The organism is Micromonospora sp. C41, assembly GCF_018070485.1.
GTDB lineage: Bacteria > Actinomycetota > Actinomycetes > Mycobacteriales > Micromonosporaceae > Micromonospora > Micromonospora chalcea.
The window spans coordinates 105,490-130,816 of sequence record NZ_JAGPXP010000007.1 but is presented as its reverse complement, the minus strand read 5'-3'; the positions used below and the strand labels follow the sequence as shown (position 1 = coordinate 130,816).

Annotated in this window: 21 protein-coding genes; 11 read left to right on the top strand and 10 right to left on the bottom strand. The window is 72.6% G+C overall.

Going from position 1 to position 25,327, the window contains the following annotated elements:
* Window positions 1-90 precede the first annotated feature (90 nt).
* Together KBX43_RS10620 and KBX43_RS10615 are read left to right on the top strand one after the other, a co-directional pair.
* Window positions 91-783: a hypothetical protein gene (locus KBX43_RS10620; protein ID WP_064447679.1), complete on the top strand. Its 693-nt coding sequence runs from the start codon at window positions 91-93 to the stop codon at window positions 781-783.
* Window positions 780-1,619, top strand: a complete 840-nt coding sequence (locus tag KBX43_RS10615; protein ID WP_209960037.1) for an NAD(+) diphosphatase — start codon at window positions 780-782, stop codon at window positions 1,617-1,619. Before KBX43_RS10620 ends, KBX43_RS10615 begins: the two co-directional genes overlap by 4 nt.
* Window positions 1,620-1,623: 4 nt before the next feature.
* On the opposite strand, the gene KBX43_RS10610 is transcribed toward KBX43_RS10615, so the two are convergent.
* From KBX43_RS10610 to mfd, 4 genes are all read right to left on the bottom strand, one after another.
* Window positions 1,624-3,243, bottom strand: coding sequence for a DUF885 domain-containing protein (locus tag KBX43_RS10610; protein ID WP_209960035.1), 1,620 nt, complete (start codon window positions 3,241-3,243; stop codon window positions 1,624-1,626).
* Between the two features lie 397 nt (window positions 3,244-3,640).
* A complete protein-coding gene (locus tag KBX43_RS10605) occupies window positions 3,641-4,615 on the bottom strand; it encodes a nucleoside triphosphate pyrophosphohydrolase (protein WP_043326583.1) in 975 nt (324 codons plus the stop codon).
* The gene (locus KBX43_RS10600; protein WP_113972026.1) at window positions 4,612-5,382 is read right to left on the bottom strand and encodes a SurA N-terminal domain-containing protein; all 771 of its coding nucleotides are present in this window, start codon (window positions 5,380-5,382) and stop codon (window positions 4,612-4,614) included. The genes KBX43_RS10605 and KBX43_RS10600 overlap by 4 nt, the downstream gene beginning before the upstream one ends.
* Before the next feature lie 47 nt (window positions 5,383-5,429).
* Window positions 5,430-9,077, bottom strand: coding sequence for a transcription-repair coupling factor (mfd, locus tag KBX43_RS10595; RefSeq protein WP_210884219.1), 3,648 nt, complete (start codon window positions 9,075-9,077; stop codon window positions 5,430-5,432).
* 155 nt (window positions 9,078-9,232) lie between these two features.
* On the opposite strand from mfd, the gene KBX43_RS10590 reads away from it, so the two are divergent.
* Window positions 9,233-10,141: a cyclase family protein gene (locus KBX43_RS10590; RefSeq protein WP_210884218.1), complete on the top strand. Its 909-nt coding sequence runs from the start codon at window positions 9,233-9,235 to the stop codon at window positions 10,139-10,141.
* Between the two features lie 243 nt (window positions 10,142-10,384).
* Here KBX43_RS10590 and KBX43_RS10585 read toward each other — a convergent pair whose 3' ends face one another.
* Complete coding sequence (locus tag KBX43_RS10585; protein WP_069087411.1) at window positions 10,385-11,425, bottom strand: S66 peptidase family protein; 1,041 nt, start codon at window positions 11,423-11,425, stop codon at window positions 10,385-10,387.
* Between the two features lie 85 nt (window positions 11,426-11,510).
* On the opposite strand from KBX43_RS10585, the gene KBX43_RS10580 reads away from it, so the two are divergent.
* Both KBX43_RS10580 and ppc read left to right on the top strand, forming a co-directional pair.
* Window positions 11,511-12,539 (top strand): hypothetical protein, encoded by a 1,029-nt coding sequence (locus KBX43_RS10580; protein WP_210884213.1) that lies wholly within the window; start codon window positions 11,511-11,513, stop codon window positions 12,537-12,539.
* A 123-nt stretch (window positions 12,540-12,662) separates the two neighbouring features.
* A complete protein-coding gene (ppc, locus tag KBX43_RS10575) occupies window positions 12,663-15,449 on the top strand; it encodes a phosphoenolpyruvate carboxylase (RefSeq protein ID WP_210884212.1) in 2,787 nt (928 codons plus the stop codon).
* A gap of 125 nt (window positions 15,450-15,574) precedes the next feature.
* On the opposite strand, the gene KBX43_RS10570 is transcribed toward ppc, so the two are convergent.
* Window positions 15,575-16,375, bottom strand: a complete 801-nt coding sequence (locus KBX43_RS10570) for a hypothetical protein (protein WP_043326597.1) — start codon at window positions 16,373-16,375, stop codon at window positions 15,575-15,577.
* A gap of 54 nt (window positions 16,376-16,429) precedes the next feature.
* On the opposite strand from KBX43_RS10570, the gene KBX43_RS10565 reads away from it, so the two are divergent.
* The 3 genes from KBX43_RS10565 (at window position 16,430) to KBX43_RS10555 (ending at window position 19,401) form a co-directional block, all read left to right on the top strand.
* A complete protein-coding gene (locus KBX43_RS10565) occupies window positions 16,430-17,575 on the top strand; it encodes a DNA recombination protein RmuC (RefSeq protein ID WP_210884211.1) in 1,146 nt (381 codons plus the stop codon).
* 215 nt (window positions 17,576-17,790) lie between these two features.
* The gene (locus KBX43_RS10560) at window positions 17,791-18,324 is read left to right on the top strand and encodes a hypothetical protein (RefSeq protein WP_064447668.1); all 534 of its coding nucleotides are present in this window, start codon (window positions 17,791-17,793) and stop codon (window positions 18,322-18,324) included.
* 153 nt (window positions 18,325-18,477) lie between these two features.
* On the top strand, window positions 18,478-19,401 hold the full coding sequence (locus KBX43_RS10555) for a hypothetical protein (protein ID WP_157539127.1): 924 nt from the start codon (window positions 18,478-18,480) through the stop codon (window positions 19,399-19,401).
* A gap of 54 nt (window positions 19,402-19,455) precedes the next feature.
* On the opposite strand, the gene KBX43_RS10550 is transcribed toward KBX43_RS10555, so the two are convergent.
* Together KBX43_RS10550 and KBX43_RS10545 are read right to left on the bottom strand one after the other, a co-directional pair.
* Window positions 19,456-19,866 (bottom strand): hypothetical protein, encoded by a 411-nt coding sequence (locus KBX43_RS10550; protein ID WP_043326603.1) that lies wholly within the window; start codon window positions 19,864-19,866, stop codon window positions 19,456-19,458.
* A gap of 37 nt (window positions 19,867-19,903) precedes the next feature.
* A complete protein-coding gene (locus tag KBX43_RS10545) occupies window positions 19,904-20,899 on the bottom strand; it encodes a 4-hydroxy-3-methylbut-2-enyl diphosphate reductase (protein WP_210884210.1) in 996 nt (331 codons plus the stop codon).
* A gap of 87 nt (window positions 20,900-20,986) precedes the next feature.
* Between KBX43_RS10545 and xseA the strand changes: the two genes are divergently transcribed.
* Both xseA and KBX43_RS10535 read left to right on the top strand, forming a co-directional pair.
* A complete protein-coding gene (xseA, locus tag KBX43_RS10540) occupies window positions 20,987-22,243 on the top strand; it encodes an exodeoxyribonuclease VII large subunit (protein WP_113972031.1) in 1,257 nt (418 codons plus the stop codon).
* A 13-nt stretch (window positions 22,244-22,256) separates the two neighbouring features.
* Complete coding sequence (locus tag KBX43_RS10535) at window positions 22,257-22,466, top strand: exodeoxyribonuclease VII small subunit (RefSeq protein WP_064447665.1); 210 nt, start codon at window positions 22,257-22,259, stop codon at window positions 22,464-22,466.
* Between the two features lie 40 nt (window positions 22,467-22,506).
* Here the strand turns inward: KBX43_RS10535 and KBX43_RS10530 are convergent, their stop codons facing one another.
* Together KBX43_RS10530 and KBX43_RS10525 are read right to left on the bottom strand one after the other, a co-directional pair.
* Window positions 22,507-23,346, bottom strand: a complete 840-nt coding sequence (locus KBX43_RS10530) for a hypothetical protein (protein ID WP_064447664.1) — start codon at window positions 23,344-23,346, stop codon at window positions 22,507-22,509.
* A 92-nt stretch (window positions 23,347-23,438) separates the two neighbouring features.
* Window positions 23,439-24,128 carry a DUF4245 domain-containing protein gene (locus tag KBX43_RS10525; RefSeq protein ID WP_113972032.1) on the bottom strand — a complete coding sequence of 230 codons (690 nt, stop codon included), beginning with the start codon at window positions 24,126-24,128 and terminating at the stop codon, window positions 23,439-23,441.
* A gap of 147 nt (window positions 24,129-24,275) precedes the next feature.
* Between KBX43_RS10525 and glpX the strand changes: the two genes are divergently transcribed.
* Window positions 24,276-25,307 (top strand): class II fructose-bisphosphatase, encoded by a 1,032-nt coding sequence (glpX, locus tag KBX43_RS10520; protein WP_043326614.1) that lies wholly within the window; start codon window positions 24,276-24,278, stop codon window positions 25,305-25,307.
* Window positions 25,308-25,327: the final 20 nt, after the last annotated feature.

Genomic DNA, 25,327 nt, shown 5'->3' with positions numbered 1-25,327 from the left:
GCGCTTGCTGAGACGGACATTCCCGGATTACCGGTCGTCAACCGGCAACCGGTTTGCGAGAGGTTGCGTCGATCGACAAGGCTGGGCATCATGCCTGCCGCCTCGACGACTCTCCGCGTGCTCGCCGCCTCGGTCATCGCGTCGCTCTCGGTCACCGGCTGCCAGGCCCTGGACGACGCGGGCGTCGCGCTCGGTCGGGCCGACCTGGTCAACGACCTCGCCGCGCGGATGGACCGGGCGCTGGAGCAGACCTGGGCCGCCGACTACCAGCTCGACGGCGGTCGCACCGCCTCGATCGCGCAGACCAGGAAGCCGCTGCGCTCCACGTACACCTGGCCCGGCGGCAAGATCACGGTGACCCAGGAGTCGGTGACCCGGTGCGCGAGCACCGCCGCCCGCACCTCCTGCACCGTGTCTCCGCCCGTCCTCACCGCCGGAAAACCCTCGGTGATCGTCTACGACGAGGCACGCAAGCAGGGCCTGGTCACGCCCCCGGCGGTGATCCGGCTGCTCACCGAGGCCGCGCTCGCGCCGGACGCGGTCATCGAGCAGAGCGACACCACGCTGGCCGGGCACCACGCCACCTGCGTGAACGTCACCCACGACGGTGAGCGCTTCAGCACCTGCGTGACGAACGAAGGCGTGCTGGGCAGCTTCTCCGGCACGATCGACGGCAAGCCGGCCGAGGTGACGCTGAGCCGCTACACCGAGAGCGTCGAGGCCGCCGCGTTCGCCGTACCGGCCGGCGCGGGTGTGGTGGACCGCCGCCCCGCCACGTCGTGACCCCGCCCGACGGCGCCGGGTTCCGGCCCGCCGCCGATCACGGGCGGCCGCCGCAGCCGGGCGACCTGGCGCTGCCGGTCGCCGGCCGGAAACTGCTGACCGGCCCGGACGCCGCGCAGCCGCTGCGCATCGGCGCGCTGCCCGGCGACCTCGCCTGGACACCCGTCGGCACGCTCGACGGCACCCCGGCGTGGGCGGCCGAGGTCACCGACCCCGAGTCGCTGCCCGGCCGGTGGCGCGGCTGGCGCGGCCTCGCCGCCGAACTGCCCGCACCCCACGCCGACCTGGCCGGGCGGGCGCTCGCCGTGGTCACCTGGCGGCGTACGCACAGGTGGTGCGGGGCGTGCCGGGCCGAACTGGCCGACGTGCCGGGCGAGACCGCGCGGCGCTGCCCGGACTGCGGGCTGACCGTGTTCGTGCCGCTGTCCGTAGCGGTGCTGACCGCGATAACCCGCCCGGGCCGGGCCGGCGGAGCAGACGAGCTCCTGCTGGTCCGGCACGCGCACGGCCCGACCGAGTTGTGGGCGCTCGTCGCCGGTTTCGTCGAGGCCGGCGAGTCGCTGGAGGCGGCGGTGCACCGCGAGGTCGCCGAGGAGGTCGGCCTGACCCTGCGCCGCCCCGCGTACGTGGACAGCCAGCCGTGGGCGCTGACCGGACCGGGCACACTGCTCGCCGGGTTCACCGCCGAGGTGACCGACCCGGCCGCACAACCGGTGGCCGACGGCACGGAGCTGACCGAGGCGCGCTGGTTCCCGGTCGACGCGCTGCCCGCCGAGCTGCCGCCCGCGTACTCCCTGTCGCGCTGGCTGATCGACGCGGTCGCCGCCCGCCGGTGAGCCCTCACACCCCCAGCAGGGTGCGCAGGTGGCGCGGCGGCGGGCAGTCGTACGCCAGCATGGCGTCGTGCCAGTCGCGCACCGGCACGCCGTCCGGACGGGCGGCGGCGATGTCGGCCATCTCGCTGTAGCCGACGAAGTACGTCGACAGCTGCGTGGAGGTGAGCAGCGCCCGCCGCCACTTGCCGGCCGCCTCCCCCTCCTCCTGGAAGCCGCGCCCGGTCATCAGCGCCATCGCCTCGGACTCGGGCAGATCGTCGCAGTGCACTAGCTGGTCGAGCAGCGCGTTGATGGTCATCCGCAACTGCATCTTGAGCTGCTGCAACCGCACCGGCAGCCCGCCGAAGCCGAGCCCGGCCATCAGCTCCTCGGTGTAGACCGCCCAGCCCTCGATGAACACGCCCGACTCGGTGAGCGCGCGTACCCGCGTCGGCCCGTCGTAGCGGCGGGCGTGGGCGAGCTGGAGGAAATGGCCGGGCATCGCCTCGTGCACGGTCAGGTTGCGGATCATGTGGTCGTTGTATTCCCGGTAGAACGACTCGACCCGCTGCGCCGGCCAGTCCGCCGGGGTGGGCGCGATGCAGTAGAACGTCGGCACGTCGGCCGTCTCCAGCGGCCCCGGCGAATCGCAGTAGGCGACCGCCACACCCCGCGCGAACTCCGGCATCTCCTGGATCACGCACGGGTCACCGACCATGCTGACCAGGTCGTGGTGGCGCACGAAGTCACTCGCCTCGTCCAGCGTCACCGAGGCGAGGTCGACGATGGTGGCGTCGTCCGGGTGCTCGGCGGCCAGCAGGTCCAGCGCCCGGCGTACCGTCTCGTCGTCGGCCGGGCCACCGACCAGCTCGACGGCCGCCGCGCGGATCTCCTCGGTGACCCGGTCGAGGTTCGCCCACGCGCGGCGCTGCACCTCGGCGGCGCTCAGCTCGGTGTCGAGCGTGTGCCACAGCCGCGCCTCCCAGCGCCGCCGGCCCAGCCGCGGGTCACGCCCCGGGCCCGCATCGGCCGCCAGACCCTGCCGCAGCCACGCCACGAACTCCTCCAGCGCGGCGATCGCCTCCGTGGCCGCCGGGCCGACCCGGTCACGCAGCGCCGGCGCCTGGGCGAGCAACGCCGGCACCTCGTCGCGGATCAGCGCCGCCGTGCCGGTGAACTGCCCGACCGCCGTCTCCGCGTGGATGCGCGGCATGTCCCGCAGCGTCGCGCGCGCCGTCGCAAGCGCATCCGGTACGGCCGACAGGCGCCCGGCGAGGCTGGTCAGGCGCTCCTCGGCCGGGGCGAAGGGACGGGCCAGCAGGGCGTGCAGCAGCGGCCCCGGATTGTGGCGCAGCGGATCCCACTCGTGGGCGCGAATCTCGGTGGCCTCGAACAGCCCTCTGTCGATCATGCTGGTGAGCAGCGCGTGGTCGACGCTCTCCGCCACGTCGAGCGCGTCCGGGTCGATCTCGGCGAGCGCGTCCGCCGCGTCCTTCAGCATCGCCTGATCGGCGGCGAGCGCGTCCGCGGACAGATCGGGCAGCCGGTCGTCGTAGCGGTGGTCCCCGGCGGAGGTGGCCAGCCCGGGCCGGCTCTCCAGCAACGCCTCCACGATCCGCTCCGCCAGCGGTACGAACGACTCCATACCCGGCACCCTACCGATCACCCCCGACCCCTTCCGCGACCCAGCTCCCGCCCGCCGGGCCACCCTCCGCGTTGATCAAGGAGTTCGCGCCCGCCGCGACCCCAAACTCCTTGATCACCGACACGGCCCGCCGGGTGGCTGGGCAGATCTTGGTACGGAACGGCCCCTATGAGGGCCCTTTCGTACCAAGATCTACCGCCGATCCCGAGATGCGGTCTACGAGTCTCGGGAAGCGAGAGGGCTCAACTCGGGCCGGCAGCGCGCTGGGTCCCGACCGGGCGGACAAGGGCCCTCCGCGATCTTGCACTTCCTGCCCGGACGGAAGGGACATTTGCGATGCCCAGGGGGCCGCAAGTGCAAGATCGCGGGGGCTGGAGGGCGGGAGGGGTGCGCGGGGTCAGGTGGGGCGTTCGGCGGCTCGGACCGCCTCGGCGTACGCCAAGGTGGCACGACGCAGGGCGGCCTCCGGGTCGATGCCGGCCTGCCGGGCGGCGGCGACAGTTGCCAGCAGGCTCGCCCCCAGCCGCGCTTCCGGGTCCACCTGCGACTCGGCCAGCGGGGGCGGTACGGCCAGGCCGACCCGGCCGGCGCGGTCCAGGATCTTCGCGGCCAGCGCGAGCGCGGGCTGGCTCAGCGCGATGCCGTCCAGCACCGATTCGCGGGTCTTCTCGGCCCGCTTGATCCGTTCCCAGTTCGCCTCGATCTCCTCGATCGAGCCGGCCGGCTCGCCGGAGAACACGTGCGGGTTGCGCCGCACCATCTTGTCGACGAGCGTTCCGGCCACGTCGTCGACGGTCCAGCTCTTGCCGTCCGGTAGGTCCTCGGCCAGCCGGGCGTGCAGCAGCACCTGGAGCAACACGTCGCCCAGTTCCTCGCGGAGCGCGTCGGTGTCGTCGGCGCTGATCGCGTCGTACGCCTCGTAGCACTCCTCCAGCAGGAACCCGGCCAGGCTGCGGTGGGTCTGCGCCCGCTTCCACGGGTCTCCGCCCGGGGAGGCCAGCCGGTCCATCACCTCGACCGCGTCGAGCAGCCGGGCGCCGGGCGGGTCCCACGAGCCGTACATCAGTTCCAGCTCGGCCAGCCCGGGCTCGCGGGCCAGCCGCAGCCCCAGCTCACGGGCCAGCGTCTCGTCGCCGGCCGGGCCGGCCAGCCACACCGCCCCGCCGTGCGTGGCGGCGGCGTCGAGCAGCGCCTGGGTCGCGCCCTCGGTCACCACGCTCACCTCGGCGCCGGCCGTCCGGACCGCCCGGGTCAGCTCGCTCTCCGCACCGGCGAGGACCGGCGCGGAGCGTACGGCGTCCCAGGCGGCCGAGGTCAGCAGGCCGGCGGGCAGCCGGGGCGAGGTGACGAGCAGGACGATGCGGGCGGTCATGCGGTTCCGGGGGCCGGCGAACCACCGGCCGGCGCCTCCGGCGTCGAGATGTCGGTGACCGGGCCGTCCTGGTTGACGTAGGGCAGGGAGTAGAAGACGAGCGACTGGCCGGTGTTGACGAGCGACGGCACGCCGCTCACGCCGAACCGGGGGTTGACGCTCACGTCCACCTTCTCGGCCTGCTGCTGCAGCGCGTTGCTGAGCGCGGTGGCGCTGCGCACGAACCCGGCCTCGCCGAACGCCTGCCGGACCTGGTCGACGGTCAGGCCCGGCTGGATCGCCCCGGTCTTCTCGATGGCGCGGTAGACGGCCATCAGGGACTCGTCGCTGAGGTCGGCCGGGGGCAGGCTCTGCTGGAGGGTGGCGGAGAGGTCCACCCACTCGCCCCACAGCTTCGTGTACTCGGTGGTCGCCGGCATCCGCAGCGGCTGCTGAAGCTGCTCCGGGGACACCTCGTCGGTGACCTGGAGGCCCTTCTCGGCCGCGACGCGCTTGCCGAGGTCGAGCGCGACGAGCAGGTTCAGCACGTCCTGCCGGGTCACCGGGGACCGCAGCTCCTCCGGCGACGGCGTCTGCGGCGCCTGGTTCCGGACGGCGTCCGCGTACTGCCGCTGCGCGTCGTCGTAGATCGCATCGACCCGCTCGACGGAGTAACGGGTGTCTCCGACGTAGGCGGCGACGTCCGGGGCGGACCGGCCACAGGCGGCGAGAGAGAGCGCGGCAAGGGCCGCGACGCTGACGGCGACGAGGGAACGACGTGCACGCATGTGGCTCACTCTCTCACGCCCCGTACCGGCCTGTGACTCCACCCACCTCATCGCGCACCCGCCGGGACGGAGACTGCCAGCTCCTCGGGCTTGCCCAGGACATCCGCCAGGAGCTGCTCGCACCACTCCAGCAGCGCCTGGTCGCGCAGCGGCTCGCCACCGATCCGCCGGGTGCTGGGCCGGGGAACGCTGACCTGGTCGAGCGCCTGCTTGTAGACCGAGTCCGGGTGGTAGCGCTTGAGCCGCATCTGCTTCGAGTCGGGCAGCGGCAGCGGGCCGAACCGGATGTGCTTGCCCTGCATCGACACGTCGGTGAGCCCGTAGCGGCGGGCCAGCAGCCGGAACCGCGCCACCGCGACCAGGTTCTGCACCGGCGCGGGCGGCTCGCCGTACCTGTCGGTCATCTCGGCGACCACCTCGCGCAGCCGCTCGGCGTCGCGGGCCTCGGCGAGCTTGCGGTACATCTCCAGGCGCAGCCGCTCCACTCCGACGTAGTCGTGCGGCAGGTGCGCGTCGATCGGCAGGTCGACCTTGACCTCCGTCTCCTCCTCGGTGCTCTCGCCCTTGAACGCGGACACCGCCTCGCCGACCATCCGGACGTACAGGTCGAAGCCGACGCCCTCGATGTGGCCGGACTGCTCGCCGCCGAGCAAATTGCCGGCGCCGCGGATCTCCAGGTCCTTCATCGCCACGTACATGCCCGCGCCGAGTTCGGTGTGCTGGGCGATGGTGGCCAGCCGCTCGTGCGCGTTCTCGGTGAGCGGCTTCTCCGGCGGGTAGAGGAAGTACGCGTACGCCCGCTCGCGGCCCCGGCCGACCCGGCCGCGGATCTGGTGCAGCTGGGCCAGGCCGAGCAGGTCGGCCCGCTCCACGATGAGCGTGTTGGCGTTCGGGATGTCGATGCCGGACTCGACGATGGTGGTGCAGACCAGGACGTCGAACTCCTTCTCCCAGAAGCCGACCATCACCTTCTCCAGCGCCTCCTCGCCCATCTGGCCGTGCGCCACCGCGACCCGGGCCTCCGGCACCAGCTCCCGCAACTTGCGGGCCGTCTTCTCGATCGACTCGACCCGGTTGTGCAGATAGAAGACCTGACCGTCGCGGAGCAGCTCGCGGTGGATGGAGGCGGCCACCTGCCGGTCGTCGTACGCGCCGACGAACGTGAGCACCGGGTGCCGCTCCTCCGGCGGGGTGGCGATGGTGGACATCTCCCGGATGCCGGTGATCGCCATCTCCAGCGTGCGCGGGATCGGGGTGGCCGACATGGCGAGCACGTCGACCGAGGCGCGCAGCGTCTTCAGGTGCTCCTTGTGCTCGACGCCGAACCGCTGCTCCTCGTCGATGATCACAAGGCCCAACTGCTTGAACCGGGTGGACGCCTGGAGCAGCCGGTGGGTGCCGATGACGATGTCGACGGTGCCGGCGGCGACCATCTCCAGCGTCTGCTCGGTCTCCTTCGGCGTCTGGAACCGGGACAGCTGCCGGATCGACACCGGGAACTGGCTCATCCGCTCGGCGAACGTGTTGTAGTGCTGCTGCACCAGCAGCGTGGTCGGCACCAGCACCGCCACCTGCTTGCCGTCCTGCACCGCCTTGAACGCCGCCCGTACCGCGATCTCGGTCTTGCCGTAGCCGACGTCGCCGCAGATCAGCCGGTCCATCGGGACGGTCTGTTCCATGTCCCGCTTGACCTCCTCGATGGCGGCCAGCTGGTCCGGCGTCTCCTGCCAGGGGAAGGCGTCCTCCAGCTCCCGCTGCCACGGGGTGTCGGGGGCGAAGTTGTGCCCCTTGGACGCCTTGCGCGCGGCGTAGAGCTGGATGAGCTGCGCGGCGATCTCGCGGACCGCCTTGCGCGCCCGCGCCTTGGACTTCTGCCAGTCCGAGCCGCCCATCTTGTGCAGCGTGGGCTGCTCGCCGCCGACGTAGCGGGAGAGCTGATCGAGCTGGTCGGTCGGGACGAAGAGGCGGTCGCCGGGCTGGCCGCGCTTGCTCGGCGCGTACTCGATGACCAGGTATTCGCGGCTGGCGCCGTTGACCGTGCGCTGCACCAGCTCGACGTACCGGCCGATGCCGTGCTGCTCGTGCACCACGAAGTCGCCGGCCTTCAGCTCCAGCGGGTCGATGGTGTTGCGCCGCCGGCTGGGCATCTTGCGCATGTCGCGGGTGGAGGTGCCCCGGCCGCCGGTGACGTCGTTGCCGGTGAGCAGCACGAACTTCGACGCCTCGTCGACGAAGCCGGCGGTCAGGCAGCCGCACGACACGAGCAGCTCGCCCGGTGCGGGCGCGGTGGGCACCTCCTCGGTGAGCCGGGCGCCGAGACCGGCGTCACGGAGCACCTCGACGGCCCGCTGGGCGGGGCCGTGCCCCTCGAAGACCAGCGCGATCGACCAGCCCTCGCCGGCCCAGCGCTTCAGGTCCTCGACCACCCGGGCCGTCTCGCCGTGGTAGAGCGGGGCCGGCTGGGCGGCCAGGCTCACCGCGATGGCGTTGTCGGGGGTGACGTCGACCTCGGCCGGCGCGTCCTCCCAGGGCTGCCGGGCCGGTGCCGCGTCCGCCTCGACCAGGCCGAACGGCGCGAGCGTCCACCAGGGCTGGCGCAGGGCGCGGGCTGCCGTGCGTACCTCGGCCAGGGTCTTGAAGGCGGCGGCGCCGAGGTCGACCGGGGCCTGGCCGCCGACGGCGGCTGCGGCCCAGCTGGCCTGGAGGAACTCCTCCGAGGTACGCACCAGGTCGTGCGCGCGGGTGCGGATGCGCTCGGGGTCGCAGAGGAGTACGTGGGTGCCGGCCGGCATGCAGTCGACGAGCAGTTCCAGCGCGTCGGCGCCGATCAGCACCGGCGCGAGGGACTCCATGCCCTCCACCGGGATGCCCTCGGCCAGCTTGTCCAGGATCTCGGCCAGCTCGGGGTGCTCGGCGGCGAGCGCGGCGGCCCGCTCCCGCACGTCCGGGGTGAGCAGCAGCTCGCGGCACGGCGGCGCCCACATCTGCGCGACGCCCTCGATGGTGCGCTGGTCGGCGACCGCGAACGTGCGGATCTCCTCCACCTCGTCGCCCCAGAACTCGACCCGGGACGGGTGCTCGTCGGTGGGCGGGAAGACGTCCAGGATGCCGCCGCGTACCGCGAACTCGCCGCGCTTGGTGACCAGGTCGACCCGGGCGTACGCCATGTCGGTGAGCCGGCGGGCGACCTCTTCCAGGTCGGCCTCGTCACCGGCGGCGAGCTGGACGGGTTCCAGGTCGCCGAGGCCCTTGAGCTGCGGCTGGAGCAGCGACCGGACCGGCGCGACCACGACCCGCAGCGGCCCGGTGCGGCCGTGCGCGTCGGCGGCCTCCGGGTGGGCGAGGCGGCGCAGCACGGCGAGGCGCCGCCCGACCGTGTCGGAGCGGGGCGACAGGCGCTCGTGCGGCAGCGTCTCCCAGGACGGGAAGACCGCCACCTGCTCCGGCGGCAGCAGGCTGCCCAGCGCGGAGGCCAGGTCGTCGGCCTCCCGGGTGGTGGCGGTGACCGCGAGCACGGGACGGCCCGCGCCGCCGGCCGACTCGTCGGCGGCGACCGCTGCCACCGCGAACGGGCGCAACGCGGCGGGGGCGGTGAGGTCGAGCCCGTCGACCTGCGCGGCACCGGAGCGCGCCAGGTCACGCGCCCGGGCCAGCCCCGGGTCGGCCAGGGCGGCGGAGAAGAGTCCGGTGAGCATCAGTGATCACTTCCAGCGGATCGACACACGACGACGACCCCGCGTCCAGCCGGACGGGGGGTGCACCGTTCGAGCCTATCCCCCTCCACCGACGATCCGGGCCCGCCCGATCTTCGATCTTGACCGGCCGTGACCGGGCGTGGTGCGGTGGGCGGATGGTCGAGTATCGGGCGGTCTTCGACGCCCAGGTGGATTTCGCAAACGGTGGTGGCCTGCGCACGGACGGGTTCCGGTTGGACGTGCCGCACCCGGACGTCACCGACGACGAGGTGGCCGCGCTGCTGGTCCGGCACCTCGGGCTGCTCATGGTCGGCGAGGTGCGGATCACCAACCGGACCGTGGTCGAGGAGCCGCACAAGGGCGGACGGGGCCTCGATGTGCCGGCCTCGGGTGGGCGGAAGCTCGTCGAACTGAGTCACGTGATCGCCGAAGGGCTGGTCACGCTGCCCGGCTGGCCCGGCCCGGCGATCAGCGACTGGCTGACCCGGGAGGAGTCCCGGAATCGGTACGCGCCGGGCGTCGAGTTCCACGTCGCCCGGATCGACATGATCGCCAACACCGGCACGTACGTGGACACGCCGTCGCACCGCTTCGCCGACGGCCCGGACCTGACCGGGGTGCCGCTGGACCGCCTCGCCGACCTGCCCGGCCTGGTGGTACGGGTGCCGGCCGGTACCCGGGCGGTGGACCGGCTGATGCTCGCCCCGTACGACGTGGCCGGGTGCGCGGTGCTGCTGCACACCGGCTGGGACGCGCACTTCGGCACCGACAGGTACGCCGCGGCGGACGCGCCCTACCTGACCGGTGACGGCGCGCAGTGGCTGGCCGAGGCGGGCGCGGCGCTGGTCGGCATCGACTCGATCAACATCGACGACATGACTCCGGCGGCGGAGGGCCAGCGCCCGGCGCACACCGGTCTGCTGGCCGCCGGGGTGCCGATCGTGGAGCACCTGACCGGCCTGGACGCGCTGCCGCCGACCGGCTTCCGGTTCACCGCCGCCCCGCCACGGGTCGCCGGCATGGGCACGTTCCCGGTCCGGGCCTTCGCCGTCGTGGCCGCCTGACCCAGCCGAGATGGCGGCCCACCGCTCTCCGACACCCACCGCTCGCCTCGCCGAGGCGCAGTAGATCTCTGCGCCCACCCGACCGCTGCCAGCAGCGAGTGGAGCGGCACGGGTGTCAAGACGGGCCCGAGACACCCACGGCGTTCCACTGACCGGCACTTCCATCCGTGAGTGGAACGGCGTGGGTGTCAAACGGGGACGTAGACACCCATGGCCGAGCGGCGGACGGCGGGTGCGGGCGGGTCAGTAGCGGACCGCTATCCGTCGCTCCACCGCGTCCACGCGGATCTCGCCGCCGTACGGGATGATCAGCTGCGGGTCGGTGTGGCCCAGGTCGACGTCGAAGACCACCACCGGGTCGCCCGCGTAGGGTGCAAGAGCCGACAGGATCGCCGCCCGCTGGTCGGCGGCCCAGGCCAGCCGCTCCGCGACCGTGTGGGGCCGGTCGAAGTCCCACGCCTTGGGCCGGCCCACCACGATCGCCGGGAAGCCGGCGAGCAACCCGCGCTCGCCCAGGTTCCGCACGATCCGGAAGACCTCCTGCGCGGACGGCATCTCCTCCGAGGTCTCCAGCACCAGCACCGAGCCGGCCAGGTCGGCCGCGCGCGGAACGCGGTCGGTCGCCATCAGCCAGTGCAGGATCTCCAGATTGCCGCCCCACGTGCGGCCCTGCACCACCTCGGCCGGGCCGTGCCAGCGCCAGCCCTCGGACGGGTACATCGGCGGCTCCTCGGCCAGGGTGGCCGGGTCGCGCCAGTCGCACGGCTCGTCGCCCCACTCGGGGGCGGCGGTCAGCTCGTACCAGCCGGAGGTGAACAGCGCGGCGCGCAGCGAGTCGAGTGTCAGCGGGTGCGGCTTGCCGGAGCGCCCGAGGTGCACCAGCACGGACCCGCCGTGGTAGCCGACGAGATCCAGCCGGTAGAGGTGGTTGAGCACGTTGGTGTTGTCCGAGTAGCCGAAGTACGGCTTCGGGTTGGCCCACAGCTCCTCGTCGTTCAGGTATGGGGTGACAGTGATCAGGTCGTCCCCGCCGACGGTGGCCAGCACGGCGGTGATCGTCGGGTCGGTGAACGCGGCCATCAGGTCACGTGCCCGGTCGCGCGGGTCGGCGCCCATGACGCGGGTGGTCGGGTACTCCACCGGTTCCAGCCCCAGCTCGTCGCGGAGCCGGCGCAGCCCCAGCTCGTACACGTGGGGGAAGAGACCCGGCAGGCCGGCGGAGGGTGAGACGACCGCGACGCGGTCGCCCGGCTTCGGTTTGGGGGGATAGACGGGTGCCTGCATGGCCCGACGCTATCGGCCCGGACCAGCGGTTTTCGCCCTGACGAAACCGCCTCAGCCAGGCAAATGCCGCCAATAGGCTGAGCGCGTGGACGACGAGCCGGAACTGCGTACCCGGGACTGGCTGCCGCGCACGGCGGCGCTGATCCTCGGCACCCTGGCGCTGGCCAGCGCGTTCATCGCCGCCTACGTCGGCGCGCTGCACAAGCCCGACCCGCGCGACATCCCGGTCGCCGTCGTCACCAGCGACCAGCAGGCCCAGGCCGTGATGTCCGCCGTCCGCGCCCGCACCGACACGATCAAACCCGTCGGGTACGACAGCCGCGGCGCCGCCCAGGACGGCCTCACCGACAGATCGGTGTACGCGGTGCTCAGCTCCGCCCCGGACGGCGGCCTGACGCTCGCCACCGCCAGCGCCGGAGCGCCCGCCGCCACGGAACTCGTCACCGACGTGTTCACCGAGGCGGCCCGGCAGGCCGGGGTGCCGCTTCAGGTCACCGACGACGTGCCGGTCTCCGGCGACGACCCGCGCGGCCTGGTCCCGTTCTACCTGGCCGTCGGCGTGGTGCTGGGCGGCTACCTGGCGTCCACGGCGCTCGGCATCTCACTCGGCACCAGCCCCCGCGACCTGCGCCGGGCCGGGCTGCGGATCGCCACGCTCGCGGTGCACGCGATCCTGCTCGGCGTCATCGGGGCGATCCTGGTCGGACCGGTGCTCGGCGTGTTCGCCGGTCACGTGGCGGCGGTGGCGGTGGTCGGCGCGCTCGCCGCTTTCGCGGCCGGGATGGTCGCCGCCGCCGTCCAGGGCTGGCTCGGACTGCTCGGCACCGGCGTCGTGATCCTGCTGCTCGTGGTGCTCGGCAACCCCGGGTCCGGCGGCATCTACGCGCCCGAGTTCCTGCCGCCGCTCCTGCGCGGCATGCACCGCTGGAACGTTCCAGGCCTCGCCACCGACCTGTTCAAATCGGCCATCTACTTCGACTGGCGCGGCGGCGGCTGGGCGCTGACCGGCCTGCTGATCTGGGTCGTCGCCGGCCTGGCCGGGCTGCTCACCGCGACCATGTTCCGCGCCCGACGGCGCCCGGCGCCGGGCCGGCACGCCGTCGACCGGGGCTGACCGGCGGGCCGTCCCAGAGTGCAGATCATCACGCGGTCCCCCTCCTGTCCCCCGGGGGTACGCGGATACGATCCAGGGGAGTCGGACAGCGCTGTCCTTCGTCCTCGCGTAAGGAGCGCAACCGTGACCGACCAGCACGACCACGACGGCCCCGACGCCGCTCTCCGGGCCGACATCCGCCGCCTCGGCACGCTGCTCGGGCAGACCCTGGCCCGGCAGGAGGGCCGCCCGCTGCTCGACCTGGTCGAGGAGATCCGCGCCCAGGTCCGCTCCGACGCGCCGGCCGCCGCCCAGCGCCTCGCCGGGCTCGACGTCACCACCGGCACGAAGCTCGCCCGTGCCTTCTCCACCTACTTCCACCTGGCGAACATCACCGAGCAGGTGCACCGCGCCCGGGACCTGCGCCGCCGCCGCGCCACCGACGGCGGCTGGCTGGACCAGGCCGCCAAGATGATCGCCGAGCGGGGCGTACCGGCCGAGGAGATCGCCGCCGCGGCCCGCCGGCTGGCCGTACGCCCGGTCTTCACCGCGCACCCGACCGAGGCGGCCCGCCGGTCCATCCTGTCCAAGCTGCGCGCGGTCGCCGACGAGCTGGACACCGAGACCGCGAACGCGATCCTGTACGGCGCCAGCGACGAGGGCCCGGCCAACCGCCGCCTCGCCGAACTGCTCGACCTGATGTGGCAGACCGACGAGCTGCGGCTGGACCGGCCGGACCCGACCGACGAGGCGCGCAACGCGATCTACTACCTGCGGGACCTGTACGCCGAGGCCGCGCCGCAGGTCCTCGACGACCTCGCCGACACGCTGCGCACGCTCGGCGTGGAGACGTCACCGACGTCCCGCCCGCTGAGCTTCGGCACCTGGATCGGCGGCGACCGCGACGGCAACCCGTTCGTCACGCCGGTGGTCACCCGCGAGGTGCTGCGCATCCAGCACGAGCACGGCATCGCCGCCACCGAGAAGGCGATGGACGAGCTGATCACCGAGGTCAGCGTGTCCCGGCGGCTGCGCGCGGTGTCGCTCGACCTGTCCGCCAGCCTCGCCAAGGACCTGGACGCGCTGCCCGAGGTGGCGCCCCGGTTCCGCCGGGTCAACGCGGAGGAGCCGTACCGGCTCAAGGCACGGTGCGTGAAGGCGAAGCTCGCCAACACCCGGGAGCGGCTGCGCGCCGACACCCCGCACGTGCCGGGGCGCGACTACCGGGGCTCGGCCGAGCTGATCGCCGACCTGGAGCTGCTGCGCGCGTCGCTGGCCCGCAACTCCGGCCAGCTCACCGCCGTCGGGCGGCTCGCCTCGACCATCCGTACGGTGTCCGCGTTCGGGCTGCACCTGGCCACCATGGACATCCGGGAGCACGCGGAGAAGCACCACGAGGTGCTGGCCCAGCTCTACGAGGCCGTCGGCGAGGTGTCCGACTACCCGGCGCTGACCCGGCTGGAGCGCACCAAGCTGCTCGCCGACGAGCTGACCGGCCGCCGGCCGCTCTCCACCCAGGACAGCCCGCTCACCGAGTCGGCCCGCAAGACGTTCGACGTGTTCGCGGCCATCCGCGAGGCGCAGGACCGGTTCGGCCCCGAGGTGATCGAGTCGTACATCATCTCGATGACGCTCGGCGTGGACGACGTGCTCGCCGCCGTGGTGCTGGCCCGCGAGGCCGGCCTGGTGGACGTGCACTCCGGGCGGGCCCGCATCGGCATCGTGCCGCTGCTGGAGACCCCGGCCGAGCTGAACGCCGGCGGCGAGCTGCTGGACGAGCTGCTGTCGCTGCCCGCGTACCGGGCGCTGGTGGCGGCCCGGGGCGACGTGCAGGAGGTGATGCTCGGCTACTCCGACTCCAACAAGGAGGCGGGCATCACCACCAGCCAGTGGTCCATCCACCGGGCGCAGCGCGCGCTGCGGGACGTGGCCGCGCGGCACGGCGTACACCTGCGGTTGTTCCACGGCCGGGGCGGCACCGTCGGCCGTGGCGGCGGTCCCACGCACGACGCGATCCTGGCCCAGCCGTACGGCACGCTGGACGGCGCGATCAAGGTGACCGAGCAGGGCGAAGTCATCTCCGACAAGTACACGCTGCCGGCGCTGGCCCGGGAGAACCTGGAGCTGACTGTCGCGGCGGTGCTTCAGGCGACGCTGCTGCACACCGCGCCCCGGCAGCCGGCCGAGATGCTGGAGCGCTGGGACGCGGCCATGGACGTGGTGTCCGAGTCGGCGTTCCGGTCGTACCGGTCGCTGGTCGAGGACCCGGACCTGCCCGCGTACTTCTGGGCCTCCACGCCGACCGAGCTGCTCGGCGCGCTGAACATCGGCTCCCGGCCGGCGAAGCGCCCGAACACCGGCGCCGGCCTGTCCGGCCTGCGGGCCATCCCGTGGGTGTTCGGCTGGACGCAGACCCGGCAGATCGTGCCGGGCTGGTTCGGCGTGGGCTCCGGGCTGGCCGCCGCGCGGGCGGCCGGGCTGGCCGACGTGCTCGCCGAGATGAACCGGAACTGGCACTTCTTCCGCACGTTCCTGTCGAACGTCGAGATGATGCTGACCAAGACCGACCTGACCATCGCCCGGCGGTACGTGGAGACGCTGGTGCCGAAGAAGCTGCACCCGATCTTCGACAAGATCGAGCAGGAGTACGAGCTGACCAAGCAGGAGGTGCTGGCCATCACCGGCTCGCCGGCGCTGCTGGAGAACTCCCCCGTGCTGCAGCGCACGCTCGCCGTGCGGGACACCTACCTGGAGCCGCTGCACCACCTCCAGGTGGCGTTGCTGCGGCAGTACCGCGAATCAGGTGCGGCCGGGCGGGCGGTGGCGACCGCGCCGGGTGGGCGGCGTGCCCCGAACGACGGTACGGCGCTGGAACGGGCGCTGCTGACCACCGTCAACGGCATCGCCGCCGGCATGCGCAACACCGGCTGAGGTGTAAGGAAGGGCCCCCTCTTAACGCCTCGTGCATAAGAGGGGGCCCTTCTTAACGCCTGCGCGCGGCGCGTCGCGAGCAGCGCCCGACGCGCGGCGCACCGCGCCCGGCGCGGCGGTGCCGGCTAGAAGTCGCCGCCGCCGAAGTCACCGCCGAAATCTCCGCCGCCGAAGCCACCGAAGTCGCCACCGCCGTAGTCCCCGCCGCCGAAGTCGCCACCGGCGTAGTCACCACCGCCGCCCATGTCTCCGCCCTGGTCGCCGAAGTCCTGGCCGTCGCCGAAGCCCTCCTGGTAGCCGGCGTCGTAGCCGTACCCGGGGTCGGCGAACGCGGGCGAGAACAGCGCGTCGGCGATCAGCAGACCGCCGACCACACCGACGCCGGCGCCGAGCGCGGTCTTCCACCACGGCGTGGAGTACCAGCCGGCCGGCACCGGCCGCCCCTGGAACCGGCCACCCGGGTAGTAGTAGGGCGTCGCGTTGCCCGGCTGCGGTCCGGCCCGGAACGTCTGCCCCTGCACGTCGACCTGCCGCTCCTTGGTGAGCGCGCCCGCGCCCTGGGCGGCGGCGAGCGGCGGCAGCTCCGGGCCCGGGTCGATGCCCATCGCGGTACGCGCCGCCCGGATGTACGCCAGCCCTTCCAGCGCGGTCTCCCGGGCCAGCCCGAACTGGCGCGGCGTGCTCGCCTGCTCCAGCTGCGAACCGGCCGCGTTGTAGCGCTCACCGGCGTCGGCGAGCGCCTGCCGGACCGCCGGGGCGTCGCCGTGCAGGTTCATCAGCTGGCCGCCGAGCCGCTCGTACCACCGCTGCGCCTCGGCGCGGGCGTCGGCCAGTTCGTTCGAGCGACGCGATCTGCTCCCCCTCCGCCAGAACATGAACGCACCTCCGAGCAGCAGGATCAGGAACAGCCACAACGCGAACTCCATGACTCGAACGTACCCACCGGGCGCACGTCGTACCCGTTTGGCAAGCTCTTGGCCATGAGCTTTGCGACGCTGGCCGTGGTGGTGCTCTGCCTCGCCGCGGGCGGCGCGGTGGGCTGGCTGGCCGCGCGGGCGCGCGCGGCGGCCGACATCGCCCGCCTGGAGGCGACGCTCGCCGCGACCAAGGCGGGCGAGGGCCGGCTGGAGCAGTCCATGCGGGCGCTGAGCTACGAGGCCACGGCGCAGTCGCAGGAGGCGGTGGCCCGCGCGGTCGCGCCGCTGCACGACACGCTGCGCCGCTACGAGCAGCGGGTGGCCGAGCTGGAGCGGGACCGGGTCGACGCGTACGCCGAGCTGCGCGAGCAGGTGCGGTCCATGAGCGCGGTCTCCGGCGAGCTGCGCACCGAGACCAAGCAGCTGGTGGCCGCGCTGCGCGCGCCGCAGGTGCGGGGCCGCTGGGGCGAGCACCAGCTCCGCCGGATCGTCGAGGCCGCCGGCATGCTGGAGCACTGCGACTTCAGCGAGCAGGTCACCGCCGCGACCGACCACCAGGGGGTACGCCCCGACCTGGTGGTCCGGCTGCACGGCGGCCGGACGGTGGTGGTGGACGCGAAGGCGCCGTTCGACGCGTACCTGACCGCGATGGAGGCGCGCGACGAACGGGGGCGCGACACCCACCTGGACGCGCACGCCCGGCACCTGCGCGCGCACGTGGACGGCCTGGCCGCCAAGTCCTACTGGTCGGCGTTCGACCAGACGCCCGAGTTCGTGGTGCTGTTCGTGCCGGCCGACCCGTTCCTCGACGTGGCCCTGCAACGCGACCCGACGCTGCTGGAGCACGCGTTCGCCCGCAACGTGGTGCTGGCCACTCCGGCCACGCTGGTGGCGCTGCTGCGCACGGTGGCCTACTCGTGGCGGCAGGAGGCGCTGGCGCGCAACGCGGCGACCGTCCACTCGCTGGCCCGCGAGCTGTACGGGCGGCTGTCCACGCTGGGCGACCACGTCGGCAAGCTGGGCAGCTCGCTGGGCGGGGCGGTGACGGCGTACAACCGGGCGGTGGGTTCGCTTGAGGCCCGGGTGCTGGTGAGCGCGCGGAAGCTGGCCGAGCTGGGCGTCTCCGACGACGAGCTGGCCGCCCCGGCGCAGGTCGAGCTGGCGCCGAGGCTGCCGCAGGCGCCCGAGCTTCGCCACCACGAATTCTGAGCCACAGCGCGGCTCGCCGAAGCGCATGCGGCAGCTGCGCCTGCCCGCCCAAGTCGAGACAGAATCGCATTCTGCCAGACTGCCGCATTGCACGATGCCCCCTTTTGGCATAACGGACATTAAGGCAATTAAGCCCGGCCACTCTTAGCCGCTTGCCGATACTTCGATGTCTATGCATGGTGTCCGCAACACCCCTTCCAGAGAACGAGGTGCACATGCGGGGAATCCGTCGCGCATTGTTGGCGACATTGGGCGCGCTGGCCATTTCAATTGGCGGCCTGACTCTTCCGAACAGCGGCGCAGCATGGGCTGACGAACCAGAAGAAACCATCATCATCGTCGAGCTCGGCACGACTCAGGAAGAGATCGACGCCGCAGGGCTCGACCTCGACGTGGCCGAGGCGAAGCTGGCCATCCCGTCGCTGGCCTGCGAGGAGGGCGGTGGCGCGTTCAGGACTCTCGCACCGCCGCCGGACTGCACCAACGGCACTTCGTGCAACGTGTTCTGTGGGGTTGTGCACAACCGGAGCGGAAAGACACTCAACCTGAGCCGCGATTCGTCGAGCCACACCTCATGCTCGGTGACCGGGCCGTACGGCAACCTTCCCAGCGGAAAGAGCTCGAATTCCTACTTCGGCTGGCGCGACACCGACTGCTTCAGGTCGACCACCCATCGCATCTTCTACCGTGGATGGTTCTACGGTAAGGGAAGCTGGATCCGCATCTACAACGGCGTCTGGATCTACTAAGCGAACCAAAGCGTGAAATGAATTGGTGCGGGCGCTTGGCGCCCACACCAATTCATTTCACATCCATTAATTCTCAACCGCATTCCAATGGGCTCAGGGTGTTAAGGTGAGCAGCGCCCTGACCGCGTCAGCGCCACCGCTTAAGGGGAAATCATGACCCGACCGCCATCAGCTCGGCCACGACGGGTGGTCGCGGCGTTCATCGGCACGGCCCGTGAGAAGCTGGCTGTTCGGGGAAGGTGGGAGCTTTCGGCGGCATTCGTGGCGGCCTTGCTCTGCGCCGTCGCCGCGGCTTCCTTCCTGTCTTTCTTGACCTGGCAGACTGCGCCTGCGCTGCCGACCGACGGGGAAGCGCAAAGGATGATCGAACCGGCTCTGCCGGCAAACTCCGAGGGGCCTCATCGGCTCGAGGCGGTCTTCGCTGCGGACGCCGAGCGAGGTTGGAAAGATCTACTACTCGGGACCGACGGCTACCGTACCGGCTCGGTGAGCTGGTTGAGCACCTGGCCGGACCGGTCCGCCGCAGTCTCTGCCGTCAACAACGCCCGCGATCCGCTGCGGCGGGCGGGATGGGACGTCGGGCCCGTCCTGGACGAGACATGCTGCCCGACCTTCGTGGCGTATCGCGATGGTTGGCGGATCGAGGTGGGCTCACAGGGCGTCGTCGACGCTGATCGCGTGGGCGTTCAAGCCTCGGTAACTCGCACCGCCCCCGCGCTGGCGTCGCCCGCGGCCCTGGCCGGTGCGGCGTTGGGGGCGATTGCGGGCTGGTGGATGATCGCCGGCATCGCACATCACATACGGCGTCGGCCGGCCGCTGAAAGCCAGCCGGTCGTGGTGCTCTTCATCACCGGCAGCGTCGCGTTGCTACCGGCCGCGGCAGTGAGCGCACTGGCCCTTGGCCAGGCCCTCAGCGCGCCGGCGGAGCCGATCCCGGTCTGGCTTGGATTTGGATTCGTCTTTCTGCGGCTCGGTGCATGGATCGGCGCTGCGCTTCTCACGATTGCCGTTCTGACGTTGTGGAGACGTCCAGGGCTGGACGACGCCCGGCAGGTGACGCAGAGCCGCCCAGTCTGACAACAGATGGTTCGACGCTTCGTCGGCCTGCCGGCCGGGACTTCAGTAGCCAGGTCAGGCGGGGCGGGCGGACTCGACCACGAACGGGGTGCCCTGCTGGCAGGTGGTCATCATGCCCGGTTCGGGACGGCCGGTGACCTCGACCCGGGCGCCGGCCTTGAGCACGTCGCGGGGGCCACCGACGAGCAGGTGGCCGTCGAGCAGCAGGCAGTTCGGCTCGACCCCGGCCTGCACGGTGCCGGTGATGACGGTGCCGCCGACGCCCGGCGGCGTCGACGGGCCGCCCTTCCAGGAGGGGTCCGGCCGGCTCGGGCCGGTGCCGGGATCGGGCTGGCTGGTCACCGGGGCGGCTCCCGTCGTACTCGGGCTGGGGCTGGGATCGGCGGACCCGTCGCCGGGTGCGGCGCAGGCGGTCAGCGCGAGGCCGGCGAGCAGTGCGACGAGCACCGTACGAGGAGTCTTCATGGTCGGTTGGACGCGGCGGACGGCCGTTGCGTTCCCGTCAGCCGCGCGCGGCGGCGGCGGCGGCGGCCTTCATGTCGCGCTTGAGTTCCTGCGGCAGCGAGAACGTCAGCCGCTCGTCCGCGGTGGTGATCTCCTCGACGTCGCCGAAGCCGCGCTCGGCCAGGTGCGCGAGCACCTGCTGGACCAGCTCGTCCGGGACGCTCGCGCCGGAGGTCACACCCACAGTGCTCGCCCCGGCCAGCCAGGCGTCGTCGATCTCGTGCGCGAAGTCGACCAGGTGCCCGGCGCGGGCGCCGGCGTCCAGCGCCACCTCGACCAACCGGACCGAGTTCGAGGAGTTGCGCGAGCCGACCACGATCACCACGTCGCACTCGGGGGCGATCTCCTTGACCACGTGCTGGCGGTTGGAGGTGGCGTAGCAGATGTCGTCGCTGGGCGGCGACTGGAGCAGCGGCAGGCGCTTCTTGAGCCGGGCCACGGTCTCCAGCGTCTCGTCCACCGACAGCGTGGTCTGGGACAGCCAGACCACCTTCTCCGGGTCGCGCACGGTGACCTTGTCGACGCCGTCCGGGCCGTCGACGAGCTGGATGTGGGCGGGCGCCTCACCGGCGGTGCCGATGACCTCCTCGTGCCCCTCGTGGCCGATGAGCAGGATGTCGTAGTCCTGCGCGGCGAACCGCCGGGCCTCGTGGTGCACCTTCGTCACCAGCGGGCAGGTGGCGTCGATCGCCCGCAGCGAGCGCTCCTTGGCCTGCTCGTACACCTCGGGGGCGACGCCGTGGGCGGAGAAGATGACGGTGGCGCCCTCCGGCACCTCCTCGTTCTCCTCCACGAAGATCGCGCCCTGGGCCTCCAGCGTGCGCACCACGTGCTTGTTGTGCACGATCTGCTTACGCACGTAGATCGGCGCGCCGTAGAGCTTCAGCGCCTCCTCGACGGTCTGCACCGCCCGGTCCACGCCCGCGCAGTAGCCGCGGGGGTTGGCCAGGAGCACGCGCTTGCCGGTCCGGGGAGTCGTCTCAGCGTCAGTCACCCGCCCATCGTACGTGGCGCTCTCCCGTGCGGCAGCGGCCGCGAGGCGCGCGCGGGCGCTGTCGGTCCCGGGCCGTAGGGTGGGCGGGTGAGCGCGGGAGAGGACGGGCAGAGCAGGCCGGACGGGCAGAGCAGGCCGGACGGGCGGAGCACGGCCGAGGAGCCGTGGCCGGTCCGGGTGGTCAGCCAGAAGGTCGGCGCCTGGATCGCCCGCCTCGGCTGGGTGTGGGTCGACGGCCAGGTGGCGCAGATCAGCCGCCGTCCCGGCGCGAGCACCGTCTTCCTCACGCTGCGCGACCCGTCGGCCGATCTGAGCCTCACCGTCACCACGAACCGCGACGTGCTGGACGCCGGCGCGCCGGAGCTGCGCGAGGGCGCCCGGGTGGTGCTGCACGCCAAGCCCGAGTTCTACGCCGCGCGGGGCACGCTCAGCCTGCGCGCCGACGAGATCCGCCAGGTCGGCCTCGGTGAGCTGCTGGCCCGGCTGGAGAAGCTCAAGAAGCTGCTCGCCGCCGAGGGCCTGTTCGACCGGTCCCGCAAGCGGCGGCTGCCGTTCCTGCCGGGCCGGGTCGGCCTGATCACCGGCCGCGCCTCGGCGGCCGAGCGGGACGTGCTGACGAACGCCCGCCGCCGCTGGCCCGCCGTCGACTTCCGCACGATCAACGTGGCGGTGCAGGGGCCGGGCGCGGTGCCGGACATCGTCGGCGCGCTCAAGGTGCTCGACGCCGATCCGGCGGTCGACGTGATCGTCATCGCCCGGGGCGGTGGCGGCATCGAGGATCTGCTGCCCTTCTCCGACGAGACGCTGTGCCGGGCGGTCTTCGCCTGCCGCACGCCGGTGGTCAGCGCGATCGGCCACGAGACCGACGCGCCGCTGCTGGACTACGTGGCCGACGTGCGCGCCTCCACCCCGACCGACGCGGCCAAGCGCATCGTGCCGGACCTGACCGAGGAGGTCCGGTTGATCGGCCAGGCCCGGTCCCGGCTGGAACGGGCCGTTCGCCACCTGGTCGACCGGGAGCAGCACCGGATCGACCTGCTGCGCTCCCGCCCGGTGCTGGCCCGGCCGCAGGTGATGGTCGAGCAGCGGGCGGTGGACGTGTCGGCGCTGCGTGACCGCGCCGGCCGGTCCCTGGAGCACCGGCTGCGGGGGGCCACCGACGACCTGCGGCACACGCTGGCCCGGCTGCGCGCGCTGTCCCCGGCCGCGACGCTGGAGCGCGGCTACGCGATCGTGCAGCGCGCCGACGGCCACGTCGTCCGCGCGGCGTCCGAGGTCGCCAAGGGCGATCCACTGCGGGTACGCCTCGCCGAGGGCGAGCTGACCGCCACCGTCGACGGCTGAGGAAAGAGAGACGATGACCGGGACGAAGGACGAGCAGCTCAGCTACGAGCAGGCCCGCGCCGAGCTGGCCTCGGTGGTGGAGAAGCTGGAGGCCGGCGGCACCTCGCTGGAGGAGTCGCTGGCCCTCTGGGAGCGCGGCGAGCAGCTCGCCGGGGTGTGCCAGCGCTGGCTGGACGGCGCGCGCGCCCGTATCGACGCCGCGCGGCAGCGCGCCGAGGACTGACGGTGGGGTCCGGCGTGATCGCCGAACCCCACCGCAGATGTCAGTTGAACAGGTTGTACAGCTCGGCAGGAGCCTCGACGACCTGGTCGGCCGGGGGCTTCTGGGCCGCCGCCGCGTTGCCGTAGTCGGTGTAGGTGATCTTCAGGTCCTGTGCGGCGTTCTGCCCGGCCGCCGGGATCTTGAGCACCATCTCGCTGAGCCGGCCCTGCGTGTCGACCTTGGCGGTGAACGGCACGGACTGGGCCTGCGCGCCGAGCGCGGTGATCACGGCCGGGTCGAGCGAGCCCGCCTCGGCGGCCTTGGACACGTCGACGGTGCCCTCGTACGTGCCCTCGCCGGTCTGCCGTACCTCGGTGATGCCCTGGGTGAGCACGGCGCTGCCGGCCGGGTCGAGCTTCTCGAAGTCGAAGCCCAGCGCCCGGTTGCCCTTGATCCGGTTCTGGTCGAGGTGGTGGTACTTGCCGGTGTTGAGGTTCTTCACGCCGGGGATCTGGGTCGCCGCCGTGCCGCCCAGCTCCAGCTTGACCCAGCTGTCCGGCTTGGCGTGGATCAGGTCCAGCTTCATCATCAGGTCCGACGACGGGTCGCCGATGGTCATCCGCATGTCGGCGCTCTGGCTCGGCTCGTGCACCTGCCCTTCGGCGGTGGAGCCCGCGCCGGTCATGGTGAACTTGAAGTTCCCTTCACGGATCGCGTTCGTGGAGTCGAGCAGGGCCTGCTTGGCCGCGCTGCTGGACGCCGTGGCGCTCGGTGCGACGCTGCCGGAGGCGCTCGGGGTCGAGGAGGCGCCGGAGGTCGTCGCGTCGCCGTTGCAGGCCGCCAGGCCGGGAATGAGCAGCGCCGCGGCGAACGCGGTGGCGCTGAAGCGTCGTATCTTCACGTCAACCTCTCCAGGTGGGTCGTCCGGGCTCGATGTCCCTTCTGTTCCCGGAAGCGGGGATCCGCAATCCCGCCTCACCCGGAGGGAGGACGTCAGCGCAGTGACGTGGCGAGCTTGCGCAGCTCCGTCTCCCCGGCGTCGCCGACCACGATCACGGTGCGGTTCGGCTCCAGCAGGACGAGCGCCTGCTCGTTGCCGCGGGCGGTGTAGCGCTGCCAGCTCAGCCCGCCGGGCAGGTCGGCCGCCCCCTGCGGCCGGCCCTCACTCAGCTCGGCCGGGAGGAGCTTCTCCGCCGGGACGTTGCTCTCCACGAGTTGCGCGCCGCGGCCCTCCGGGGTCACGTACCCGATCCGCAGCGTCGACCCGTCGGCCTCGGTCCGGAAGCGGGCGTTCACCGTACGCCAGTCGTCGCCCAGACCGGTCGGCGCGCTGACCGGGAAGACGTTCGCGGAGCGGGCCTGTTCCAGCGCGGGCGCCGGGTCGACGGTGACCGGCGAGTCGCCGCCGAGGAAGCCGCGGTAGAAGGCGAGCAGCAGCGCGATCGGGACCAGCAGGATCAGCAGGGACAGCGCCATGTCCTTCGGCGACCGCTCGGAGCGGGCCTTCTCCTTGCCGGCGGGCGGCGCGGGCGTGTCCCCCGCGGCGGCCGGTTCGCCCTGCTCCGCGACGAGCGCGGGCTGGCCCTCGGGCGGGGTCGGGCCGCCACCCGGTCGGACCGGTGGCTGGCCGTCCGGCGGGGTGGCGTCGGTCGGTGCGCGGTCGGCAGGCTGTGCGGCTTCCACCCGGCCATTGTCGCAGCCCGCCGGGAGGCGTGATCCTGGCCTCCTCCGCCCCGCCGGGACCGCGAACCTGAGATCGTGTGAGGATCAGCGACAAAACCGGCGGCGACGACCGCCGGTCCCACCCCGCAACGTCGCGAGGAGGCCGCCATGACAACCACCAGGACGCGGACGCCCCAGGATCTCGACCGCAACCTCGCCCTCGATCTGGTACGGGTGACCGAGGCCGCGGCGATGGCCGCCGGCCGCTGGGTCGGCCGGGGCGACAAGGAGGGCGGCGACGGCGCAGCGGTCGACGCCATGCGCAAGCTGATCAACTCCATCCCGATGCGCGGCGTCGTGGTGATCGGCGAGGGCGAGAAGGACAACGCGCCGATGCTGTTCAACGGCGAGGAGGTCGGCGACGGGACCGGCCCCGAGGTGGACGTGGCGGTCGACCCGATCGACGGCACCACGCTGATGAGCAAGGGCATGCCGAACGCGCTGGCAGTGCTCGCGGTGGCCGAGCGCGGCGCGATGTTCGACCCGAGCGCCGTCTTCTACATGGAGAAGCTCGCCGTCGGCCCGATGTACGCCGACGTGGTCGACATCAACGCCGGGGTGGCCGAGAACATCCACCGGATCGCGAAGGTCAAGGGCACCGACGCCGCCGAGGTGACCGTGTGCGTGCTGGACCGGTCGCGCCACGACGACCTGGTCAAGCAGATCCGGCGTACCGGGGCCGGGATCCGGTTCATCTCCGACGGCGACATCGCCGGGGCCATCGCGGCGGCCCGCGGCGAGTCGGACGTGGACGTGCTGATGGGCATCGGCGGCACCCCGGAGGGCATCACCGCCGCGTGCGCGCTGAAGTGCATGGGCGGCATGATGCAGGCCAAGCTCTGGCCGAAGGACGCCGAGGAACGCCGCAAGGCGCTGGACGCCGGGCACGACCTGGACCGGGTGCTGTTCACCGACGACCTGGTCACCGGCGACAACTGCTTCTTCGTGGCCACCGGCGTCACCTCCGGCGACCTGCTGCGCGGAGTGCGTTACCGCTCCGGTGGCGCGTACACCCAGTCGATCGTGATGCGCTCGAAGAGCGGCACGATCCGGGTGATCGACTCGTACCACCGCCTGGAGAAGCTCGCCCTCTACTCGGCCGTCGACTTCGACGGCCGCCCGCTGGCCGAGCAGGAGTGAGCCCGGCGGCGTCCCGCCCC

Excerpts from the sequence above, each read along its gene's own strand:
- KBX43_RS10555 (WP_157539127.1), top strand. The coding sequence starts at position 18,478 with ATGACCCGACCGCCATCAGCTCGGCCACGACGGGTGGTCGCGGCGTTC.
- KBX43_RS10610 (WP_209960035.1), bottom strand. The coding sequence starts at position 3,243 with ATGGAGTCGTTCGTACCGCTGGCGGAGCGGATCGTGGAGGCGTTGCTG.
- KBX43_RS10620 (WP_064447679.1), top strand. The coding sequence starts at position 91 with ATGCCTGCCGCCTCGACGACTCTCCGCGTGCTCGCCGCCTCGGTCATC.
- KBX43_RS10600 (WP_113972026.1), bottom strand. The coding sequence starts at position 5,382 with ATGCGTGCACGTCGTTCCCTCGTCGCCGTCAGCGTCGCGGCCCTTGCC.
- KBX43_RS10560 (WP_064447668.1), top strand. The coding sequence starts at position 17,791 with ATGCGGGGAATCCGTCGCGCATTGTTGGCGACATTGGGCGCGCTGGCC.
- KBX43_RS10585 (WP_069087411.1), bottom strand. The coding sequence starts at position 11,425 with ATGCAGGCACCCGTCTATCCCCCCAAACCGAAGCCGGGCGACCGCGTC.
- KBX43_RS10570 (WP_043326597.1), bottom strand. The coding sequence starts at position 16,375 with ATGGAGTTCGCGTTGTGGCTGTTCCTGATCCTGCTGCTCGGAGGTGCG.
- KBX43_RS10535 (WP_064447665.1), top strand. The coding sequence starts at position 22,257 with ATGACCGGGACGAAGGACGAGCAGCTCAGCTACGAGCAGGCCCGCGCC.
- KBX43_RS10550 (WP_043326603.1), bottom strand. The coding sequence starts at position 19,866 with ATGAAGACTCCTCGTACGGTGCTCGTCGCACTGCTCGCCGGCCTCGCG.
- KBX43_RS10590 (WP_210884218.1), top strand. The coding sequence starts at position 9,233 with ATGGTCGAGTATCGGGCGGTCTTCGACGCCCAGGTGGATTTCGCAAAC.
- KBX43_RS10565 (WP_210884211.1), top strand. The coding sequence starts at position 16,430 with ATGAGCTTTGCGACGCTGGCCGTGGTGGTGCTCTGCCTCGCCGCGGGC.
- KBX43_RS10605 (WP_043326583.1), bottom strand. The coding sequence starts at position 4,615 with ATGACCGCCCGCATCGTCCTGCTCGTCACCTCGCCCCGGCTGCCCGCC.
- mfd (WP_210884219.1), bottom strand. The coding sequence starts at position 9,077 with ATGCTCACCGGACTCTTCTCCGCCGCCCTGGCCGACCCGGGGCTGGCC.
- glpX (WP_043326614.1), top strand. The coding sequence starts at position 24,276 with ATGACAACCACCAGGACGCGGACGCCCCAGGATCTCGACCGCAACCTC.